Raw genomic sequence first — 14,284 nt, forward strand, 5'->3', positions numbered from 1 at the left:
AACGCGATCCGGTGGGGTGCGGGGGGCTTGGGCGGCGGGTGGGGTGGGGCGTCGTCTCGGCTGCGGGAACGATCCGTCCCCTAGGGGTGGGCCGGTGGGTGGCCCTTCTCAGGAAGGGGGCGCTCGCGGTGCGGTGCCGCTTAGGGTCGTGTCCATGATGATCAACGGCATCGGCAACGGGCGTTCGGGCAGGGGCAGTTCCATGGGGCGGCGGGGTGTGGCGGTCGCCACGGCCCTCGTCGTGGCGGCTCTGGGGGCGGCGCCCGCGGTGGCGGCGGAGTCCTCCGGGAAGGCCGCGTCCGCGCGGCAGCACGGCGAGCGGGGCACGCTGCTGTCGGTGACGCCCGTCACCGGTCTGAGCCGCGACGAGGTGGCCGCGTTCCTGGGCAAGGCGGAGATCGACGCGTCGCGGGCCGTCCATGGCGTACGGGCGTACCGGCTCACGTACCGGACGGTCACCGCGCAAGGTGCGCCCACGACCGCCACGGGCCTGTTCGTGCTGCCCGAGGGGGGCGGGCGCACGCTGTCGCTGGTCGCCGAGACGCACGGCACCATGGCCCACCGCGACTACGCGCCCTCGGTGGGCGAGGGCTTCGGGCGGCTGTCGCCGTATCTGCACGCCTCGGCGGGGCGTGCGGTGTCCGCCCCCGACTATCTCGGGCTCGGCAAGGGGCCCGGCCGGCACCCGTACATGGACACCGCGTCCTCCGTGACCGCTTCGCTGGACATGCTGCGGGCCTCGCGGACGGCCGCGCAGCGGCTGGGCCGGCCGCTGAACGGCGATGTGTACGGCACGGGCTTCTCCCAGGGCGGGCAGGTGGCCATGGCGCTCGGGAAGGCCCTTGCAGGCGGCGCCGACCGGCACTTCCGCCTCCGTGGCCTCGCGCCGGTCGCCGGTCCGTACGACCTCGAGAACGCGGAGATGCCCGGCATCTTCGACGGCAGGATCAACCAGACCAGTGCCGTCTTCTACCTCTCGTACTACCTCACGGCACAGAACCGGCTGCGCCCGCTCTACAAGGACCCGGCCGAGGCCTTCAAGCAGCCCTACGCGGGCGTCGTCGACACGCTCTTCGACAGCCGTCACACGGAGGAGGAGATCTTCAAGGCGCTTCCCGCGACGGTGGATCAGCTGATCACGGACGGGTTCCGGGAGAAGCTGCGGCATCCGTCGGGGGCCCTGCTGGAGGCGATGCGGGCCCAGGACGGCACCTGCGCGTGGAAGCCGGACGTGCCGGTGCTGCTGCACGCGGCGGGCGGTGACACGGATGTGCCGATCGCGAACTCGCGCAGCTGTGCCCGCCAGTTGGCGCGCAACGGTGTGAAGGTGCCGGTGATCGACCATGGCAAGGCCGACCACTTCGGCACGTTCAAGGAGGCGGAGCCGCAGATCGTCCGCTTCTTCGACGCGCTGGAGCGTCGTTCCTAGGCGCGGCTCGCCCGTGCGGGGGCGGCCCGGCCGTCGTTCCCCCGCGCTGTGCGGCACGGCATCATGAGTTCATGATCGCCACATTGCAGTGCACCGTCATCGACTGCCCCGATCCGTCGGCCCTGGCCCGCTTCTACTCCGCGATCCTCGGCTGGCGGGTCGAGGGCGACGAGGGCGACCCGGAGTGGGTCTGGCTGACCGACCCGGTCACCCGCCTGCGCATCGCCTTCCAGGGGGTGCGGGGCGAGTACCACCCGCCCCGCTGGCCCGACCCGGGTCACCCGCAGCAGATGCACCTGGACTTCGACGTCGACACGCGTGAGGACGTGGAGCGGGCGCAGGAGGAGGTCATCGCGCTCGGTGCGACGTTCCTCCACGACAGCGGCGGCCAGAAGAGCGGCTTCCGGGTCTTCGCCGACCCGGCCGGGCATCCCTTCTGCCTCTGCTACGGGCAGTCGTCCGCGGCCTAGGCCACGGGCTGCCCGGCCGCCGCCTCCCGCAGGGCCTCGCCCGCGCCGCCGACTATCGGCGCACCATGACCGAAACAGGCCGTTTGAACGTCGAGCTCGGCCTGACGGTGGAAGGACGCGAGGGCCTGGCGACGGTCGGTGTTGAAGACGCCCAGAATCACGTGCGGGTGATTGGCGATGGTGTCGCCCGTGAACAGCACGCCGGACGACGTCAGGTGCAGCGCGACACTGCCGTCGGTGTGCCCGGGCACGGCGAGGACCCGCACCTCCTCACCCCAGTCCAGGACGTCCCCGTCGGCGAGCTCGCGGTCCACCCGGCACGGCGCGGCGGGCGGCACGTCCCCCAGGCCGGCCTGCACGGAGTCCCACAGGGGCACCTCCCAGTCCTCCAGCACCGGCGGCGGCCCGGGAACGTCTCCGCGGATGACGGGCGCGTCGGGGGCGCCCGCCAGCACCCTGGCCCCGGTGGCCGCCGCCAGGGCGGCCGCGGACCCGCTGTGGTCCAGGTGGAAGTGGGTCAGCACGATGTCCTTGACGTCCTCGGGGCGGGCCCCCAGATCCGCCAGGGCGTCCAGGATCCGCTGCTCGTTGCCCGGCAGCCCGGCGTCGACCAGCGCCCAGCCGGCACCGTCCCGCATGCGCACCGCGTAGGCCTGGCCCGCGGTGAAGGTGAACATCCAGATGTGGGGGGTTACTTGTACGGTCTCCATGGCGTGAGGCTAGGCAGCGGCGCCGGCCCGCCCCAAGGCTTTGCGCCGTCGGCGGATTGAGCCCCCGGCGAACGCTGTCCGGCCGGCCCGGTCAGGCCGCCCGGTCCACCGGGAACAGCGCCGTCACCTGCCATCCGCCCTCCGGGGCGGGGCCCGCCGTCAGCGCGCCGCCCATGGCCTTGGCGCGCTCGGCGAGCCCGACGAGGCCGAATCCCCCGCCCCGGGCCTGCTCGGCCAGGCCCGCGGCCCGCTTGCCGTCGTCGGCGATGCGCAGCTCGACGCCCGCGGGGACGCCGCGCACCCCGATCCGTACGGCCGTGGCGTCGGCGGCGTGCTTGCGGACGTTGGTGAGGGCCTCGCGGACGACGCGGTGGACCCCGGCGGCGACGTCGCCGGGGATCCAGGTTTCCATGCCCCGCTCGATGTAAAGGGCGACGGGTGGTCCGGTGCGGGCGAACGCCTCGGTCAGTTCGCGCACCTCGGGGAGGCCGGCGACGGGCTCGGTCTCGGCCTCGCCCTCCCGCAGGACGCCCACCAGGCGGCGCATCGCGCCCAGCGCCTCGCTCGCGGAGGTCTCGATGCGTTCGAAGGCCCCGGTGGCGGCCGGGCCTTCCAGGGCGGTGAAGCGGGCGGCCTGGGCCTGCACGGCGATGCCGGTGATGTGGTGGGCGACGAGGTCGTGGAGCTCGCGGGCCAGCTCCAGGCGTTCGGCCGTGCGCACGGCGGCCATGTCGCGCACGCGCCGCGCGGACTGGCCGCGCAGCAGCAGGGAGTAGCTGCCCACGACGACGGTCAGGACCGTGAACAGGGCGGTGAACCACTCGGGGTTGAGGTCGCGCATGGGCGCGGCGACGATGGCGAGGGCGAGCATCGGGCCCAGGACGGCGGCGACGCGGCGGGAGGAGCGGCTGACGACGAGGGTGAGCAGGACGAGCAGGGCGACGTCCTCGCCCATGCCCCACACGATCGTGGGGTGCTGTCCGGCCATCAGGGCGGCGGAGGCGGTCCAGGAGACGGCCACGGCGATGGACGCCCGTACGTTCAGTGTGATCCAGCTGTAGGGCACGGCGCACAGGCAGACCAGGACGCCGGAGGCCAGGACGATGGCGTGCGGCCGGCTGGGCTGGCGGGCCAGGGCGATGCCCTCAAGGGCGACGAGGCAGAGCAGGACGACCCCGAGGCCGGCCTTGGCGGCTACCGTTCCCCGGGGGTGGCGGGCGGCCCATGCGGCCCATCTGTTCACGTGCCGCCCGCGGCCAGTCCGCTCTCCCATGCCCAGGCGGCGATCTCTACGCGGTTGCGGGCGTCGAGCTTGAGCTGCACGTTGGCCAGGTGGGTCTTGACCGTGGACAGGGAGACGAACAGTTCGCCGGCGATCTCGGCGTTGGTGGCCCCGCGGGCCAGGCAGCGCACGACGTCGGCCTCGCGGTCGGTGAGCGGTTCGGAGGGCTGCCTGACGGTGCTCGGGGCGGAGCCGGCCGGGGCCATGTCGCGCAGCAGCCGCACGGTGATCGCGGGTGAGATGAGGGAGTCGCCGACGGCGGCGGCGTGGACGGCCTCGACCAGCATGGCGGGGCTGGCGTCCTTGAGGAGGAAGCCGGAGGCGCCGTTGCGCAGGGCGGTGTGCACGTACTCGTCGAGGTCGAAGGTGGTGACGATGACGATGCGGGGGCGCTGGCCGTGCTCGGGGTGGGCGGCGGAGAGGGCGGACAGGCGGCGGGTGACCTCGAGGCCATCCAGCTTGGGCATGCGGATGTCGAGGAGGAGGACGTCGGGCCGGTGGTGCTCGACGGCCTCCAGGGCGGCCCCGCCGTCGACGACGTCGGCCACGACCTCGATGTCGGGCTGGCTCTCCAGGATCATCCGGAAGCCGGTGCGGACCATCTCCTGGTCGTCCGCGATGACCACGGTGATCGCCATGCTGTGCCCTCGCTCCTGTCAGGCTTCGGAGGTTCCCGGATAAGGGTTCGGTGCTCGCGGAGCCCCGCCCGTGCGGGCGTCCCTCCATGTCACCGGGGGTGTGCGGGTGCCGCAACCGCAGGGGCGGCACGGGGCGCGGCCGGCGCCCGTCAGTCCGCGGTGCGGCCGCTGCGGCGCAGCGCGACGCGTACGCCGTAGGCGCCGGCGCCGGCGGCCAGCAGGGCGACGCCGCCGGCGACGACGGGGGTGCCGACGTCGCCGACGTTGTGGCTGGCCTTGATCACCTGGCCGGCCTCGACGACGCGCTTGACGGGGTTGCCGGTCGAGTGGTGGGGCGGCTTGCCCGTGCCGGCCGTGCGGCGGGCATCGGTCTTGGTGTCGGCCTGCCCGGCGTCGGTGCGGTGGGCGGCCGTGGTGGCCGCCGCGGTGCTGCCGGCCGCCTCGGGGGTGTGGCGCAGGGTGCCGGAGGCGAAGTCGTAGTAGTGGGTCAGGCGGCTGCCGTCGAGCTGGGCGCGCAGGGTGGGGCGGGGGCTGTCGCCGCCGAGGATGCGCAGGTGGAGCCGGTCGAGGTCGGCGGTGGGGCGGCCGGTGTCGAAGGTGCGCTGCTGCTTGCCGTGGCTGGTGACGGTCACGCTCGTGCGGCCGTCGCCGGAGGTCAGGCTGGCCCGGCTGCCGTCGGGCAGCCGTACGTGCTGGACCGTGGTGTGCCCGGGGCGGTTGTCGTGGTCGCGCTGGTCCGCCGCGAAGGCGGTCGCCGTCGGGTACGCCACGGCCGCGACGGCGGCGGTGAGGACGGTGGCGGCGGCGATGCGGGACTTCACGGACACGGGAGGTGCCTTTCCGTAACGGTCGGCTCTGGCGGTGGCCGCCGGGCTTCCGGGGGCACGCCTTCACGTTACGGACGTTTATGTGCCGCACACCTCGACTGTCCGACCATTCTCGTCTCGGCCGAAAGGATGACCGGGGCCCGTCCGCGTCATACCAAAGTGCGGTGCCCGGCGGTCGGGGCCGGGGCGGGCGGGTGCGTGGACGGGCCGTCGGGGCCCGTACCGGGGCTGGGCCGTCCGGGTCAGCGGACGGCCTGCCGGGCCGGTACGGGCGGTCGGGTGCGGGTGGGGTACGGGCCGGGGGCGGGCTCAGCCGCCCAGGCCGGCGGCGGCCGACCTGATGGCCGAGGCGAAGGTGCTCACCTCGGTGTAGACACCGGGGTAGCCGGGGCGTGCGCAGCCCTGGCCCCAGCTGACGATGCCGACCTGGATCCAGGCGCCGGCGTTGTCCTTGCGGAACATCGGGCCGCCGGAGTCGCCCTGGCAGGTGTCCACGCCGCCCTTCTCCAGGAAGCCGGCGCATATCTCCTCGCCGGGGGTGAGGCTGCCGCCGTAGGCGCCCTCGCAGGTGGCGTCGTCGACGTAGGGGACCTCGGCCTTCTGCAGGTAGCGCTGCTGCGGGCCGCCCTCGCGGGTGGCGCCCCAGCCGGCGACGGTGAAGGTGCCCTCGTTGTAGGCGGCGGTGTCGGCGATCTTGAGGGTGGGCAGGTTGATCGGCTGGGCGAGCTTGATGAGCGCCCAGTCCTTGCCGACGCCGTTGTAGCCGGGGGCCTGCAGGACGCGGGTGGACTTGACCTTGACGGCCTGGGAGGACTGGAGGTCCACGACGCCCGCGGTGGCGGTGATGGAGGTGTTGGCGCCGCTGCCGTTCACGCAGTGCGCGGCGGTCAGGACGATCTGCTGGGTGTAGAGGGCGCCGCCGCAGCCCATGGACAGCCGCACCATGAAGGGGAACTCGCCCTGGGCGGCGTCCACGCCGCCGACGACGCTGGGGCCGGGCCGGGGCTCGGGGTCCTGGGCATGGGCGGAGGAGGGCTGGAGGCTGAACGCGGCGAGGGCGACCGCGCCCACTGCGGTGCATCTTCTGAGCACCTTGAGGTAGTTGCGCAACGGTCTTCCTTTCGTGGGAGGTTGTGCGCACCGCACGGCCGGACGGTGGGGGTCCTTGTAGGGCTCATGACAATGCGCTTGGCGATTATCGGGCCGGGTGACACCCGTGACCTAGCCGCGTTTTCGGCCAGTCGGCGAAGGCCCGCCGCCCGTACAGTGGAAGGGCACCGGCAACCGCACGGGGGTGGTCACGCGTGGGCTCGGACATCGCGATCGAGCACGGCTTCCCGCACCTGGAGGCCGTGCGGTCGGCGATCACGGCGCTGTACAAGCGGCTCTCCTACGACGGAGTGCGCTCCTTCGAGGCGAGCGTGCCGCCGGCCGGCGCCGCCTTCTCCGACGACGAGGACCCCTACCTGGGCGTCCAGCGCGTCGCCGGTGAGATGGTCCGGCACCTGCGCCTGCCCGACGCCCGAATGATCGTCAGCTTCCGGGAGATGCGGCACGCCGGAAGCGTCGAACTCGCGGCGGGACCGGAGTACTTCATCGAGCTCAACGCCCGCTTCAAGACCCACCGCCGCGACATCGGCGCCGCGCTCTCGCACGAGGTGATGCACGTCTACCTGCACCGGCTCGGCCTGGAGTTCCCCGGCACGCGCGACAACGAGATCCTCACCGACACCGCCGCCGCCTACCTCGGCGCGGGGTGGCTGCTGCTGGACGCCTACCGGGAGTCCTCGGTCTCGACGCAGAAGCTGGGCTACCTCACACCCGAGGAGTTCGGCTACGTCCTCGCCAAGCGCGCCCTCGCCTTCGACGAGGACCCCTCGCCGTGGTTCACCAGCCCGCAGGCCTACGACGCGTACGTACGGGGGCGGGAGCGCGCGCACCGGGACGCGCGCCGCCCCCCACTGGCGGCCGCCGGCCGGCTGGGGCACCACCGGTACGCCCGGGACCGGCGCGCACGCACCGCGCCCGCCGGTGCCGGGTACGCCTTCGAGGGCGCCGATCCGCTACGGGTCAGCTTCCCCTGCCCGACGTGCCATCAGCGCATCCGGGTGCCGGTGCGCGGGCGGCTGCGGGCGCGGTGCGCGCTGTGCCGGACGGTGCTGGAGTGCGACACCTAGCGGTTCACGAGCGCGCCCACCATTTGCGCAGGACCTTCTCCGCCGGCTTTCCGTGCGGCGTGTACGACAGCCTCTTCGCGGTCTCGCCGCTGTCCGGCCAGTCGTCCCACATCCACCAGCACACGCCCGCCCACCAGGGCTTGCCGTCGAACGCGGCGAGCAGCGCCTCGTACGCTGCGGCCTGTTCCTCCTCGCCGTCGCGCTTGCTGACCGTCCAGGAGAAGGGGGCGGTCGTCGTGCCGCGCTGGCTGACGTAACCGGCCTCGGTGAAGAGGATCTTGCGGTGCTGTCGCTGCGAGAAGGCGGCGAGCTCCTCGGTGATCGGCTGCCATGCCTGCCGCAGCCGCGCCGTGTCCGTCGTCGCCTTGTCCGCCAGCGGCCAGTACGCGTCGATGCCGATGACGTCGAGGTCCTTCCAGAAGGGGATCTTCTGGTACTCGTCGTAATTGGCGGCGTACGTCAGCGGGCCCTTGTAGCGCTCGCGGACCGCGGCGATGGTCCGGCCCCAGCGCTCGCCGTCCTGCGAGGTGCCCGCGAGTTCGGTGCCGACCGAGAACTGCTCGACGCCCGTGTCCTGGGCCAGCCGCGCGTAATGGGTGATGAAGCGCCGGTACGCGTCGAACCAGGCGTCCCGGTCGCGGGGGCGGATCTCGGCGCGGTCACCGCCCTTGGTCAGGTCCACATGGGGCTTGACCATGGCCTTGAGCCCCGCCTCGTGGGCGAGGCGGACGATGTGGCGCAGGCTGTCGTCGGCGGCGGTCTCGCCGGTGGTGCGCATGGCCGAGTCGGTGACGCGGTCCTGGTACCAGGTCGGCGTGAAGGTCACCCACCGGGCGCCGGTGGCGGCGATCTGGCGCAGATACGTTCCCGCCTGGGGACTGCTGTAGTCGTCGGTGTTCCACGAGGGAAGCGTGACGCCACGCACTCCGCTCACCTTCCTGTCGTCGGGCCGGCCGCTCCGGTCGCCGCCCGTGGGGCCGGGTCCGGGGTCGCCGTCACCGTCGCCGGACGAGGAGCACCCGGCGACGAAGAGGACGGCCACCGCCGCCAGCGCGGCGGCCGTCCTCCTCATCGCGTTCACTGGGTGAGAGCCGCGGGGGCCACGAAGGTGTAGCCGAGGGCACGGATGCCTTCGACCGTCTGCTTCAGCGGCTCCACGTCGTAGTACGGGTGGTAGAAGAAGCTGGCCACGCCGTCACGGACGGCCAGGTTGGCCTTGGCCGACGCGATGAGGTCGGCCGGCAGCCTCGCCGGATGGTTGTTGTAGGGCACGGGCTCGTAGTTGCCGATGTTCTCGGGGAGCACGGTCGTACCGTAGACGTCCTTGACCGCGTACGGGAAGAACTGCCCGATGTATCGGCTGGAGTTCACCGTTCCGCCGCTGAGCGTCCCGGCGAAGTACAGCGAACGCTCCAGCCGGGCGGTGTAGTTCTGGCCGAAGACCCGGTAGTCGGTGGCCGAGGCCGCGTAGTGCGGCGTCGTCCACAGCGTGGGCTTGGGCAGGCCCGCGGCCGTGAAGGCGGCGAGGGCGGACGTCACCCTGGACTGCGCCCAGATGGTGGAGTCCTCGGGGACCGGCCCGTCGTAGATGACGCTGTCGGCGGCGTCGACGTGGGCGCGGAAGAACTCGAAGTCGTCACCCGTGACCCCGGTGTAGGGGTTGTTGACGTTCTTGTACTGGTGCGTGTAGCCGTGGTTCATCAGGACGGCGCCGCGCTGGAGCATGTACTTCAGCGCCGAGACGACCTGCGGGGCCTGGGCCAGGGTGACCGTCTTGGGCACGCCGTTGTTGTAGGCGCCCTTGGGGTCGGTGTACACCGGGATGACGTTGATCCCGTAGGGGATCTTCTGCGAGTAGAGGTAATCGGCCATCGCCCGCAGCTTCGCCGGGTCGGCGTCGGGGCTGATGTCCTCCAGCCTCACGAACGCCCGGTGGCGCTCGGCGGTCGCGGGGGCCAGACCGTCGAAGAGCAGGTCCTCGAAGACGATGACGCGGTCGGCCTCGGAGACGTAGCTGAAGGGGATCTCCCCCACGTACGTGAGGTTGCCGGAGCGGAAGGCCCAGGGGAACGTCGCCCCGCTGTTGGCGTCCTTGGCCTGGGCGATCTCGGTGATGTCGGGGTAGTCCGGGCCGTCGGAGACCGCGGGGTGCAGCACGCCGCCGTCGAAGCCGGTGGGGATCTTCCGGGTCAGCGTCTGGTTCTTGTACGTGACCTGGTTGATGTTGCCGACGTTGCCGTTGGTCTCGTAGAACGAGTTGGTCGGGTCCCAGCCGTACTTCTTCTTGAAGTTCTCCACGCCGACCGCGTTGGCCATGCCCCAGATGTTGTCGCCGATCCAGTTGACGGGCTTGGTGGTCTTCAGCGCGTCCTGGTAGAAGGCGGCGGGGATGGCGTCGGGCAGCGTACCGCCGTAGTAGGTGGAACCGATGTAATAAGTGGAGGTGTACTGCTCCACCATGCCCGCGGTGTAGGCGGAGACCGGCTTGGCGGTGACGGTGCCGAAGTGGCCGGCGAGGTTGGAGACCGCCATGGCGTAGAGCTCGCCGAGATGGCCGTAGGGGCCGGTCGTGTCGTAGAGGACGAGCGCCGAGGGGCCGGCCGCGGCGGCGAGCGCCTGGGTGCCGGCGGCGGTGACGGTCGTCTTCGGGGCGGGCGCGGGGCTGATGGTCAGCGTGCCGGCGCGGCGCTTGCGGTCGTTCGCGAGACGGCTGCTCGCCCAGGCCTTGAGGTCGTTGGTGCTCGCCCCCGAGAGCGAGGCGGAGCTGATGCCCTTGAGTCCGTGCGGAGGCCGGGGTTTGTCGTCCCGGCCTATCGCGGCCTCGGCGCCCGTGGAAAGCGCGACGCCGCCCAGCAGGGCGGCGATGAGGGCCAGGATGAGCGAGAGCCGGGAAATCCCCGCTCTCCCTCGCATGTTTTCCATTGTTGTTCCCCCCTGGTTGACCAGCTGTTGTCGATTCCTTCCCCGTAGGGGCCAGGTCCCGACAGTTGGCTGATTCTTGTGGCCCTCTGGAGGGGGTGTCAATAGACAGCCCTGGCCCGGACCGTTCAATAAATGACAACCAAATTGGTGCAGACCAAAGATCCCATCAGTCACACCACTGTCTCCAGCAGGCATAACTACCGGTTGGTCCACAGAATTTACTGTTCCGATTCAACATCTCTCACCATGAAGGACTGAACAGGTCGCTCGGTCTGATACCTTCCCAGCGCACGCCTCAAGCGAGGCGGAATCCGGGGGGAACTCATGTACGGAAAACCCGCTCTGGGGACAGTCCTGCCTTTGGCCGGGCTGACGGCAGCCCCAGAAGTTATGCCGGGCATACCCTTTGCCAGGGGACTGCAGGAAGCGGCGGGGGCAGGTTTCCTGCTCTACTGCGCGATAGCCGCCGTACTTCTTTCGGCCAAATTCTGGTTCGTGCTCCGAAGCTCCGGTGACCGTTGATGATCACCGAAGTCCTGCTGTGGTCCAGCATCGCCATCATCGTGATGGCCGGGTGCTACAACAGCACCCTCTTCGTCCTCTCCAGACGTCGCGTCCGCCGCGACCGCGGCCCACGCGCCGAACGTCTCTACGTCTTCCTCCTCGCCTGTCTGAACGAGGAGAAGGTTCTCGCCGAGAGCCTGGCCCGCATCACCGCCCTGCCGGCCGGAAACTTCATGGCCCTGGTCATCGACGACGCCTCCGACGACCGCACGGCCGCCATCGCCCGCGCCGCCGACCCCGACCGGGTCCGGCTGCTGCAGCGCCACCTTCCCAACGCCCGCAAGGGCAAGGGCGCCGCCCTCAACGACGGCATCCGCCATCTGCGGGAGTCCGGCCTCCTCGACGGCCGCGATCCGAGCGACGTCATCGTCTGCGTCGTCGACGCCGACGGCCGGCTCGATCCTCATGTCGTCCAGGCGGTCGACCCCTACTTCGACGACCCGCGCACCGGCGCCACCCAGGTCGGCGTGCGCATGTACAACCGGCACAAAGGCCTGCTCGCCCGGCTCCAGGACATGGAATTCGTCATCTACGGCGACATCTTCCAGTCCGCCCGCCGCTACTTCGGCAGCGTCGGCATGGGCGGCAACGGCCAGTTCATGCGGCTCTCCGCGCTGGACACCCTCGGCGACGGAAGCGGCAGGGGACCATGGAGCGACTCCCTGACCGAGGACCTCGACCTCGGGGTGCGCCTCATCGCCCGCGGCTGGACCAACCAGCACTGCACCACCGCCGCGGTCTCCCAGCAGGCCGTGCTCGACGTCCGCCGGCTCGTGCGCCAGCGCTCCCGCTGGTTCCAGGGCCACCTGCAGTCGGCCGGGCTGGTCCCGCTGATCCTGCGCGAGGTGCCCACCAAGGCCGCCGTGGACCTGCTGTACCACCTCTCCAGCCCCGTGCTGATCCTGCTCACCTCACTGCTGCCGCTGTCCTTCCTCGTCGCCACGGCCGGCACCGTCATCGGCTCGATCCAGGCCGGACACGCGCTCATCTCGCCCATGTGGATCGCCGGCCCGTACGTGCTGTCCTTCACGGCGGCGTACGCCTACGGCTGGGTCTACTCCCGGCGCGAGCGAGGACTCGGGCTCGTCCGCGCGATTCTGCTCTCCCACGTGTTCGTCCTCTACGGCTACATCTGGTTCGCCGCCGGATGGTGGGGCCTGTGGCGGATGCTCACCGGCAAGCAGACCTGGCTCAAGACCGCGCGCACCTGACGCCGGCACCGCGCGCGCCGGAGGACCGGCGCGCGCCCACCTCAGGACCGGCAGCGCCCCCAATCATCAGCCAAGCAAAGGTACTTCTAGGGAGACCCATGTCCCCGAACGTCATCGCCACGCCCGTACGCGCCATGCTCGTGCTGGGCACCCGGCCGGAAGCCATCAAGCTCGCGCCGCTCGCCCGCGCCATGGCCGCCTCGCCGCTCTTCGACCCCATCGTCGTCACCACCGGCCAGCACCGCGAGATGCTCCACCAGATGCTCGAACTCCTCCAGGTCGAGGTGGCCGTCGAACTCGACGTCATGCGGGAGCGGCAGGAGCTGTCCACCCTCACCGCCCGCCTCGTGGACGGCCTGGGCGAGGTCGTCCGCGAGCAGCGCCCCGACGTCGTGGTCGTCCAGGGCGACACCACCTCCGCCCTGACCGGCGCCCTCGCCGCCTTCTACGAGCACATCCCCGTCGCCCACGTCGAGGCCGGGCTGCGCACCGGGGTGCTGGACAACCCCTTCCCCGAGGAGCTCAACCGGCGCCTCATAGGGCGCATGGCCCGCTGGCACTTCGCGCCCACCCCGCGCGCCGCCGGCCACCTGACCGCCGAAGGGGTGCCGGACGCCGAGGTGTTCGTCACCGGCAACACCGTCATCGACAATCTGCTGTGGGTCCTCGAACAGGACACCGGCACCAACCTCTTCCGCACCGACCTGCGGCGCGTCCTGGTCACCCTGCACCGCCGCGAGAACCAGGGCGACAAGATGCGGGCCATGGGCAAGGCCCTGCGGCAGCTCGCCGACCGCGGCGACGTGGAGCTCGTCCTGCCGCTGCACAAGAGCCCCGCCGTCCGCGAGGCCCTGCTGCCGGAGCTGACCGGCCACCCCCACATCCGCGTCGTCGAGCCGCTGGGCTACGTCGACTTCTCCGCCACGCTCGCCGGCTGCGACCTCGTGCTGACCGACTCGGGCGGCATCCAGGAGGAGTCCCCGAGCCTCGGCAAGCCGGCCCTGGTCCTGAGGACCACCACCGAGCGGCCCGAGGCCGTCGAGGCGGGAGCGGCCAAGCTGGTCGGCACCGAACCGCAGGCCATCCTCGACGCGGCCGTACACCTGCTGGACGACGAGGAGGAGTACCGGCGGATGGCGACGGCCGGCAACCCCTTCGGTGACGGTCGTGCCACGGAGCGCATCGTGGCGCAGCTGGCGGAGGACTTCGGTGCCGACGCCGGGGCGGTGGCCGTATCCGATGCCGTGATCGCCCCACAGCCCGATGGTCCGGGGTCATACTCGACGGCATGACGAGAGATCGCCGGCTTCTCGCCCTCGCCGTGCTCGCGGCCGCCGTGGTGACGGGTATCGCACTGGCCGTGAGCACCATGTGGGAAGACAGCGGAGAGCCGGCGAGGCCGTGGGCCGAGGGATCGGTCCACGGCCCCTGGCGGTCGGTCTTCGACGGCCACGGCGTGAACATCGGCCGCCACGACGGCCTGGCCCTCTCCCCCCAGCCCGCCAAGGTGCCGGAGGAGACCCACGCGGGGCTGATCGTCTCCACCGGGCACTACGGGGACGTCGACTACCGCGCGCGGATGCGCACGGAGGCCCAGCTGCGCACCCCCGAGCCCAACCCGTGGGAGGTGCCGTGGCTGGTGTGGGGCTACACCGACCCGGAGCACTTCTACTACATCACGCTCAAGCCCAACGGCTGGGAGCTGGGCAAGCGCGACCCCGCCTATCCCGGCGGGCAGCGGTTCCTGGCGACCGGCGCGGAGCGCTTCCCGGTGGGCAAGTGGTCGGACGTGCGGGTCGGGCAGCGCGGGGCCCGGATAGAGGTGAGCGTGGACGGGCGGGGGCTGGTGGCCTACGAGGACAAGGAGCGCCCGTATCTGCGGGGCAACGTCGGGGCGTACACGGAGGACGCCCGGGTGGTGTTCAGCGACGTGTCGGTGCGCTCCGCCGACTGACGATCCGGCGGTTCCCGCCGGGCTGTTGCGGACCATCGTGGAACGGCGCCTGCCTCGGCCGGGGAGGTGAGGCAGGCGCCGGGTAGGGCGGGCCGCGTGC

13 protein-coding genes are annotated in these 14,284 nt (G+C 71.6%); 6 read left to right on the plus strand and 7 right to left on the minus strand.

Annotated features, from left to right (window positions below):
• Window positions 1-157: 157 nt before the first annotated feature.
• Entirely contained in the window at window positions 158-1,429 is a 1,272-nt protein-coding gene (locus tag AB0G59_RS19295; RefSeq protein WP_360913156.1) for an alpha/beta hydrolase, read from the plus strand.
• A gap of 71 nt (window positions 1,430-1,500) precedes the next feature.
• A complete protein-coding gene (locus AB0G59_RS19300) occupies window positions 1,501-1,899 on the plus strand; it encodes a VOC family protein (protein ID WP_360913068.1) in 399 nt (132 codons plus the stop codon).
• Here the strand turns inward: AB0G59_RS19300 and AB0G59_RS19305 are convergent.
• The 5 genes from AB0G59_RS19305 to AB0G59_RS19325 form a co-directional block, all read right to left on the minus strand.
• Complete coding sequence (locus tag AB0G59_RS19305) at window positions 1,896-2,609, minus strand: MBL fold metallo-hydrolase (RefSeq protein WP_360913070.1); 714 nt, start codon at window positions 2,607-2,609, stop codon at window positions 1,896-1,898. The genes AB0G59_RS19300 and AB0G59_RS19305 overlap by 4 nt on opposite strands.
• Before the next feature lie 91 nt (window positions 2,610-2,700).
• Window positions 2,701-3,882, minus strand: coding sequence for a histidine kinase (locus AB0G59_RS19310; protein WP_360913072.1), 1,182 nt, complete (start codon window positions 3,880-3,882; stop codon window positions 2,701-2,703).
• A complete protein-coding gene (locus tag AB0G59_RS19315) occupies window positions 3,849-4,529 on the minus strand; it encodes a response regulator transcription factor (RefSeq protein ID WP_360913074.1) in 681 nt (226 codons plus the stop codon). Before AB0G59_RS19315 ends, AB0G59_RS19310 begins: the two co-directional genes overlap by 34 nt.
• Window positions 4,530-4,678: 149 nt before the next feature.
• Window positions 4,679-5,356, minus strand: a complete 678-nt coding sequence (locus tag AB0G59_RS19320; protein WP_360913076.1) for a hypothetical protein — start codon at window positions 5,354-5,356, stop codon at window positions 4,679-4,681.
• 309 nt (window positions 5,357-5,665) lie between these two features.
• Window positions 5,666-6,466, minus strand: coding sequence for a serine protease (locus tag AB0G59_RS19325; protein WP_360913078.1), 801 nt, complete (start codon window positions 6,464-6,466; stop codon window positions 5,666-5,668).
• Window positions 6,467-6,660: 194 nt separating this feature from the next.
• Here AB0G59_RS19325 and AB0G59_RS19330 point away from each other — a divergent pair, with 194 nt between their 5' ends.
• Window positions 6,661-7,533, plus strand: a complete 873-nt coding sequence (locus tag AB0G59_RS19330) for a hypothetical protein (protein ID WP_360913080.1) — start codon at window positions 6,661-6,663, stop codon at window positions 7,531-7,533.
• Between the two features lie 4 nt (window positions 7,534-7,537).
• Here the strand turns inward: AB0G59_RS19330 and AB0G59_RS19335 are convergent, their stop codons facing one another.
• Both AB0G59_RS19335 and AB0G59_RS19340 read right to left on the minus strand, forming a co-directional pair.
• On the minus strand, window positions 7,538-8,605 hold the full coding sequence (locus AB0G59_RS19335) for a hypothetical protein (RefSeq protein WP_360913082.1): 1,068 nt from the start codon (window positions 8,603-8,605) through the stop codon (window positions 7,538-7,540).
• A gap of 5 nt (window positions 8,606-8,610) precedes the next feature.
• Window positions 8,611-10,446 carry a polysaccharide deacetylase family protein gene (locus AB0G59_RS19340; protein WP_360913083.1) on the minus strand — a complete coding sequence of 612 codons (1,836 nt, stop codon included), beginning with the start codon at window positions 10,444-10,446 and terminating at the stop codon, window positions 8,611-8,613.
• A 530-nt stretch (window positions 10,447-10,976) separates the two neighbouring features.
• Between AB0G59_RS19340 and AB0G59_RS19345 the strand changes: the two genes are divergently transcribed.
• The 3 genes from AB0G59_RS19345 (at window position 10,977) to AB0G59_RS19355 (ending at window position 14,184) form a co-directional block, all read left to right on the plus strand.
• Window positions 10,977-12,230 (plus strand): glycosyltransferase, encoded by a 1,254-nt coding sequence (locus AB0G59_RS19345; protein ID WP_360913085.1) that lies wholly within the window; start codon window positions 10,977-10,979, stop codon window positions 12,228-12,230.
• A 98-nt stretch (window positions 12,231-12,328) separates the two neighbouring features.
• Complete coding sequence (wecB, locus tag AB0G59_RS19350) at window positions 12,329-13,522, plus strand: UDP-N-acetylglucosamine 2-epimerase (non-hydrolyzing) (protein WP_360913087.1); 1,194 nt, start codon at window positions 12,329-12,331, stop codon at window positions 13,520-13,522.
• Window positions 13,519-14,184 (plus strand): calcium-binding protein, encoded by a 666-nt coding sequence (locus AB0G59_RS19355; RefSeq protein WP_360913089.1) that lies wholly within the window; start codon window positions 13,519-13,521, stop codon window positions 14,182-14,184. Before wecB ends, AB0G59_RS19355 begins: the two co-directional genes overlap by 4 nt.
• Window positions 14,185-14,284: the final 100 nt, after the last annotated feature.

It is taken from the genome of Streptomyces sp. NPDC021096 (genome assembly GCF_040641275.1).
Lineage (GTDB): Bacteria > Actinomycetota > Actinomycetes > Streptomycetales > Streptomycetaceae > Streptomyces.

Excerpts from the sequence above, each read along its gene's own strand:
- AB0G59_RS19295 (WP_360913156.1), top strand. The coding sequence starts at position 158 with ATGATCAACGGCATCGGCAACGGGCGTTCGGGCAGGGGCAGTTCCATG.
- AB0G59_RS19300 (WP_360913068.1), top strand. The coding sequence starts at position 1,501 with ATGATCGCCACATTGCAGTGCACCGTCATCGACTGCCCCGATCCGTCG.
- AB0G59_RS19305 (WP_360913070.1), bottom strand. The coding sequence starts at position 2,609 with ATGGAGACCGTACAAGTAACCCCCCACATCTGGATGTTCACCTTCACC.
- AB0G59_RS19310 (WP_360913072.1), bottom strand. The coding sequence starts at position 3,882 with ATGGGAGAGCGGACTGGCCGCGGGCGGCACGTGAACAGATGGGCCGCA.
- AB0G59_RS19315 (WP_360913074.1), bottom strand. The coding sequence starts at position 4,529 with ATGGCGATCACCGTGGTCATCGCGGACGACCAGGAGATGGTCCGCACC.
- AB0G59_RS19335 (WP_360913082.1), bottom strand. The coding sequence starts at position 8,605 with ATGAGGAGGACGGCCGCCGCGCTGGCGGCGGTGGCCGTCCTCTTCGTC.
- AB0G59_RS19340 (WP_360913083.1), bottom strand. The coding sequence starts at position 10,446 with ATGCGAGGGAGAGCGGGGATTTCCCGGCTCTCGCTCATCCTGGCCCTC.
- AB0G59_RS19345 (WP_360913085.1), top strand. The coding sequence starts at position 10,977 with ATGATCACCGAAGTCCTGCTGTGGTCCAGCATCGCCATCATCGTGATG.
- wecB (WP_360913087.1), top strand. The coding sequence starts at position 12,329 with ATGTCCCCGAACGTCATCGCCACGCCCGTACGCGCCATGCTCGTGCTG.
- AB0G59_RS19355 (WP_360913089.1), top strand. The coding sequence starts at position 13,519 with ATGACGAGAGATCGCCGGCTTCTCGCCCTCGCCGTGCTCGCGGCCGCC.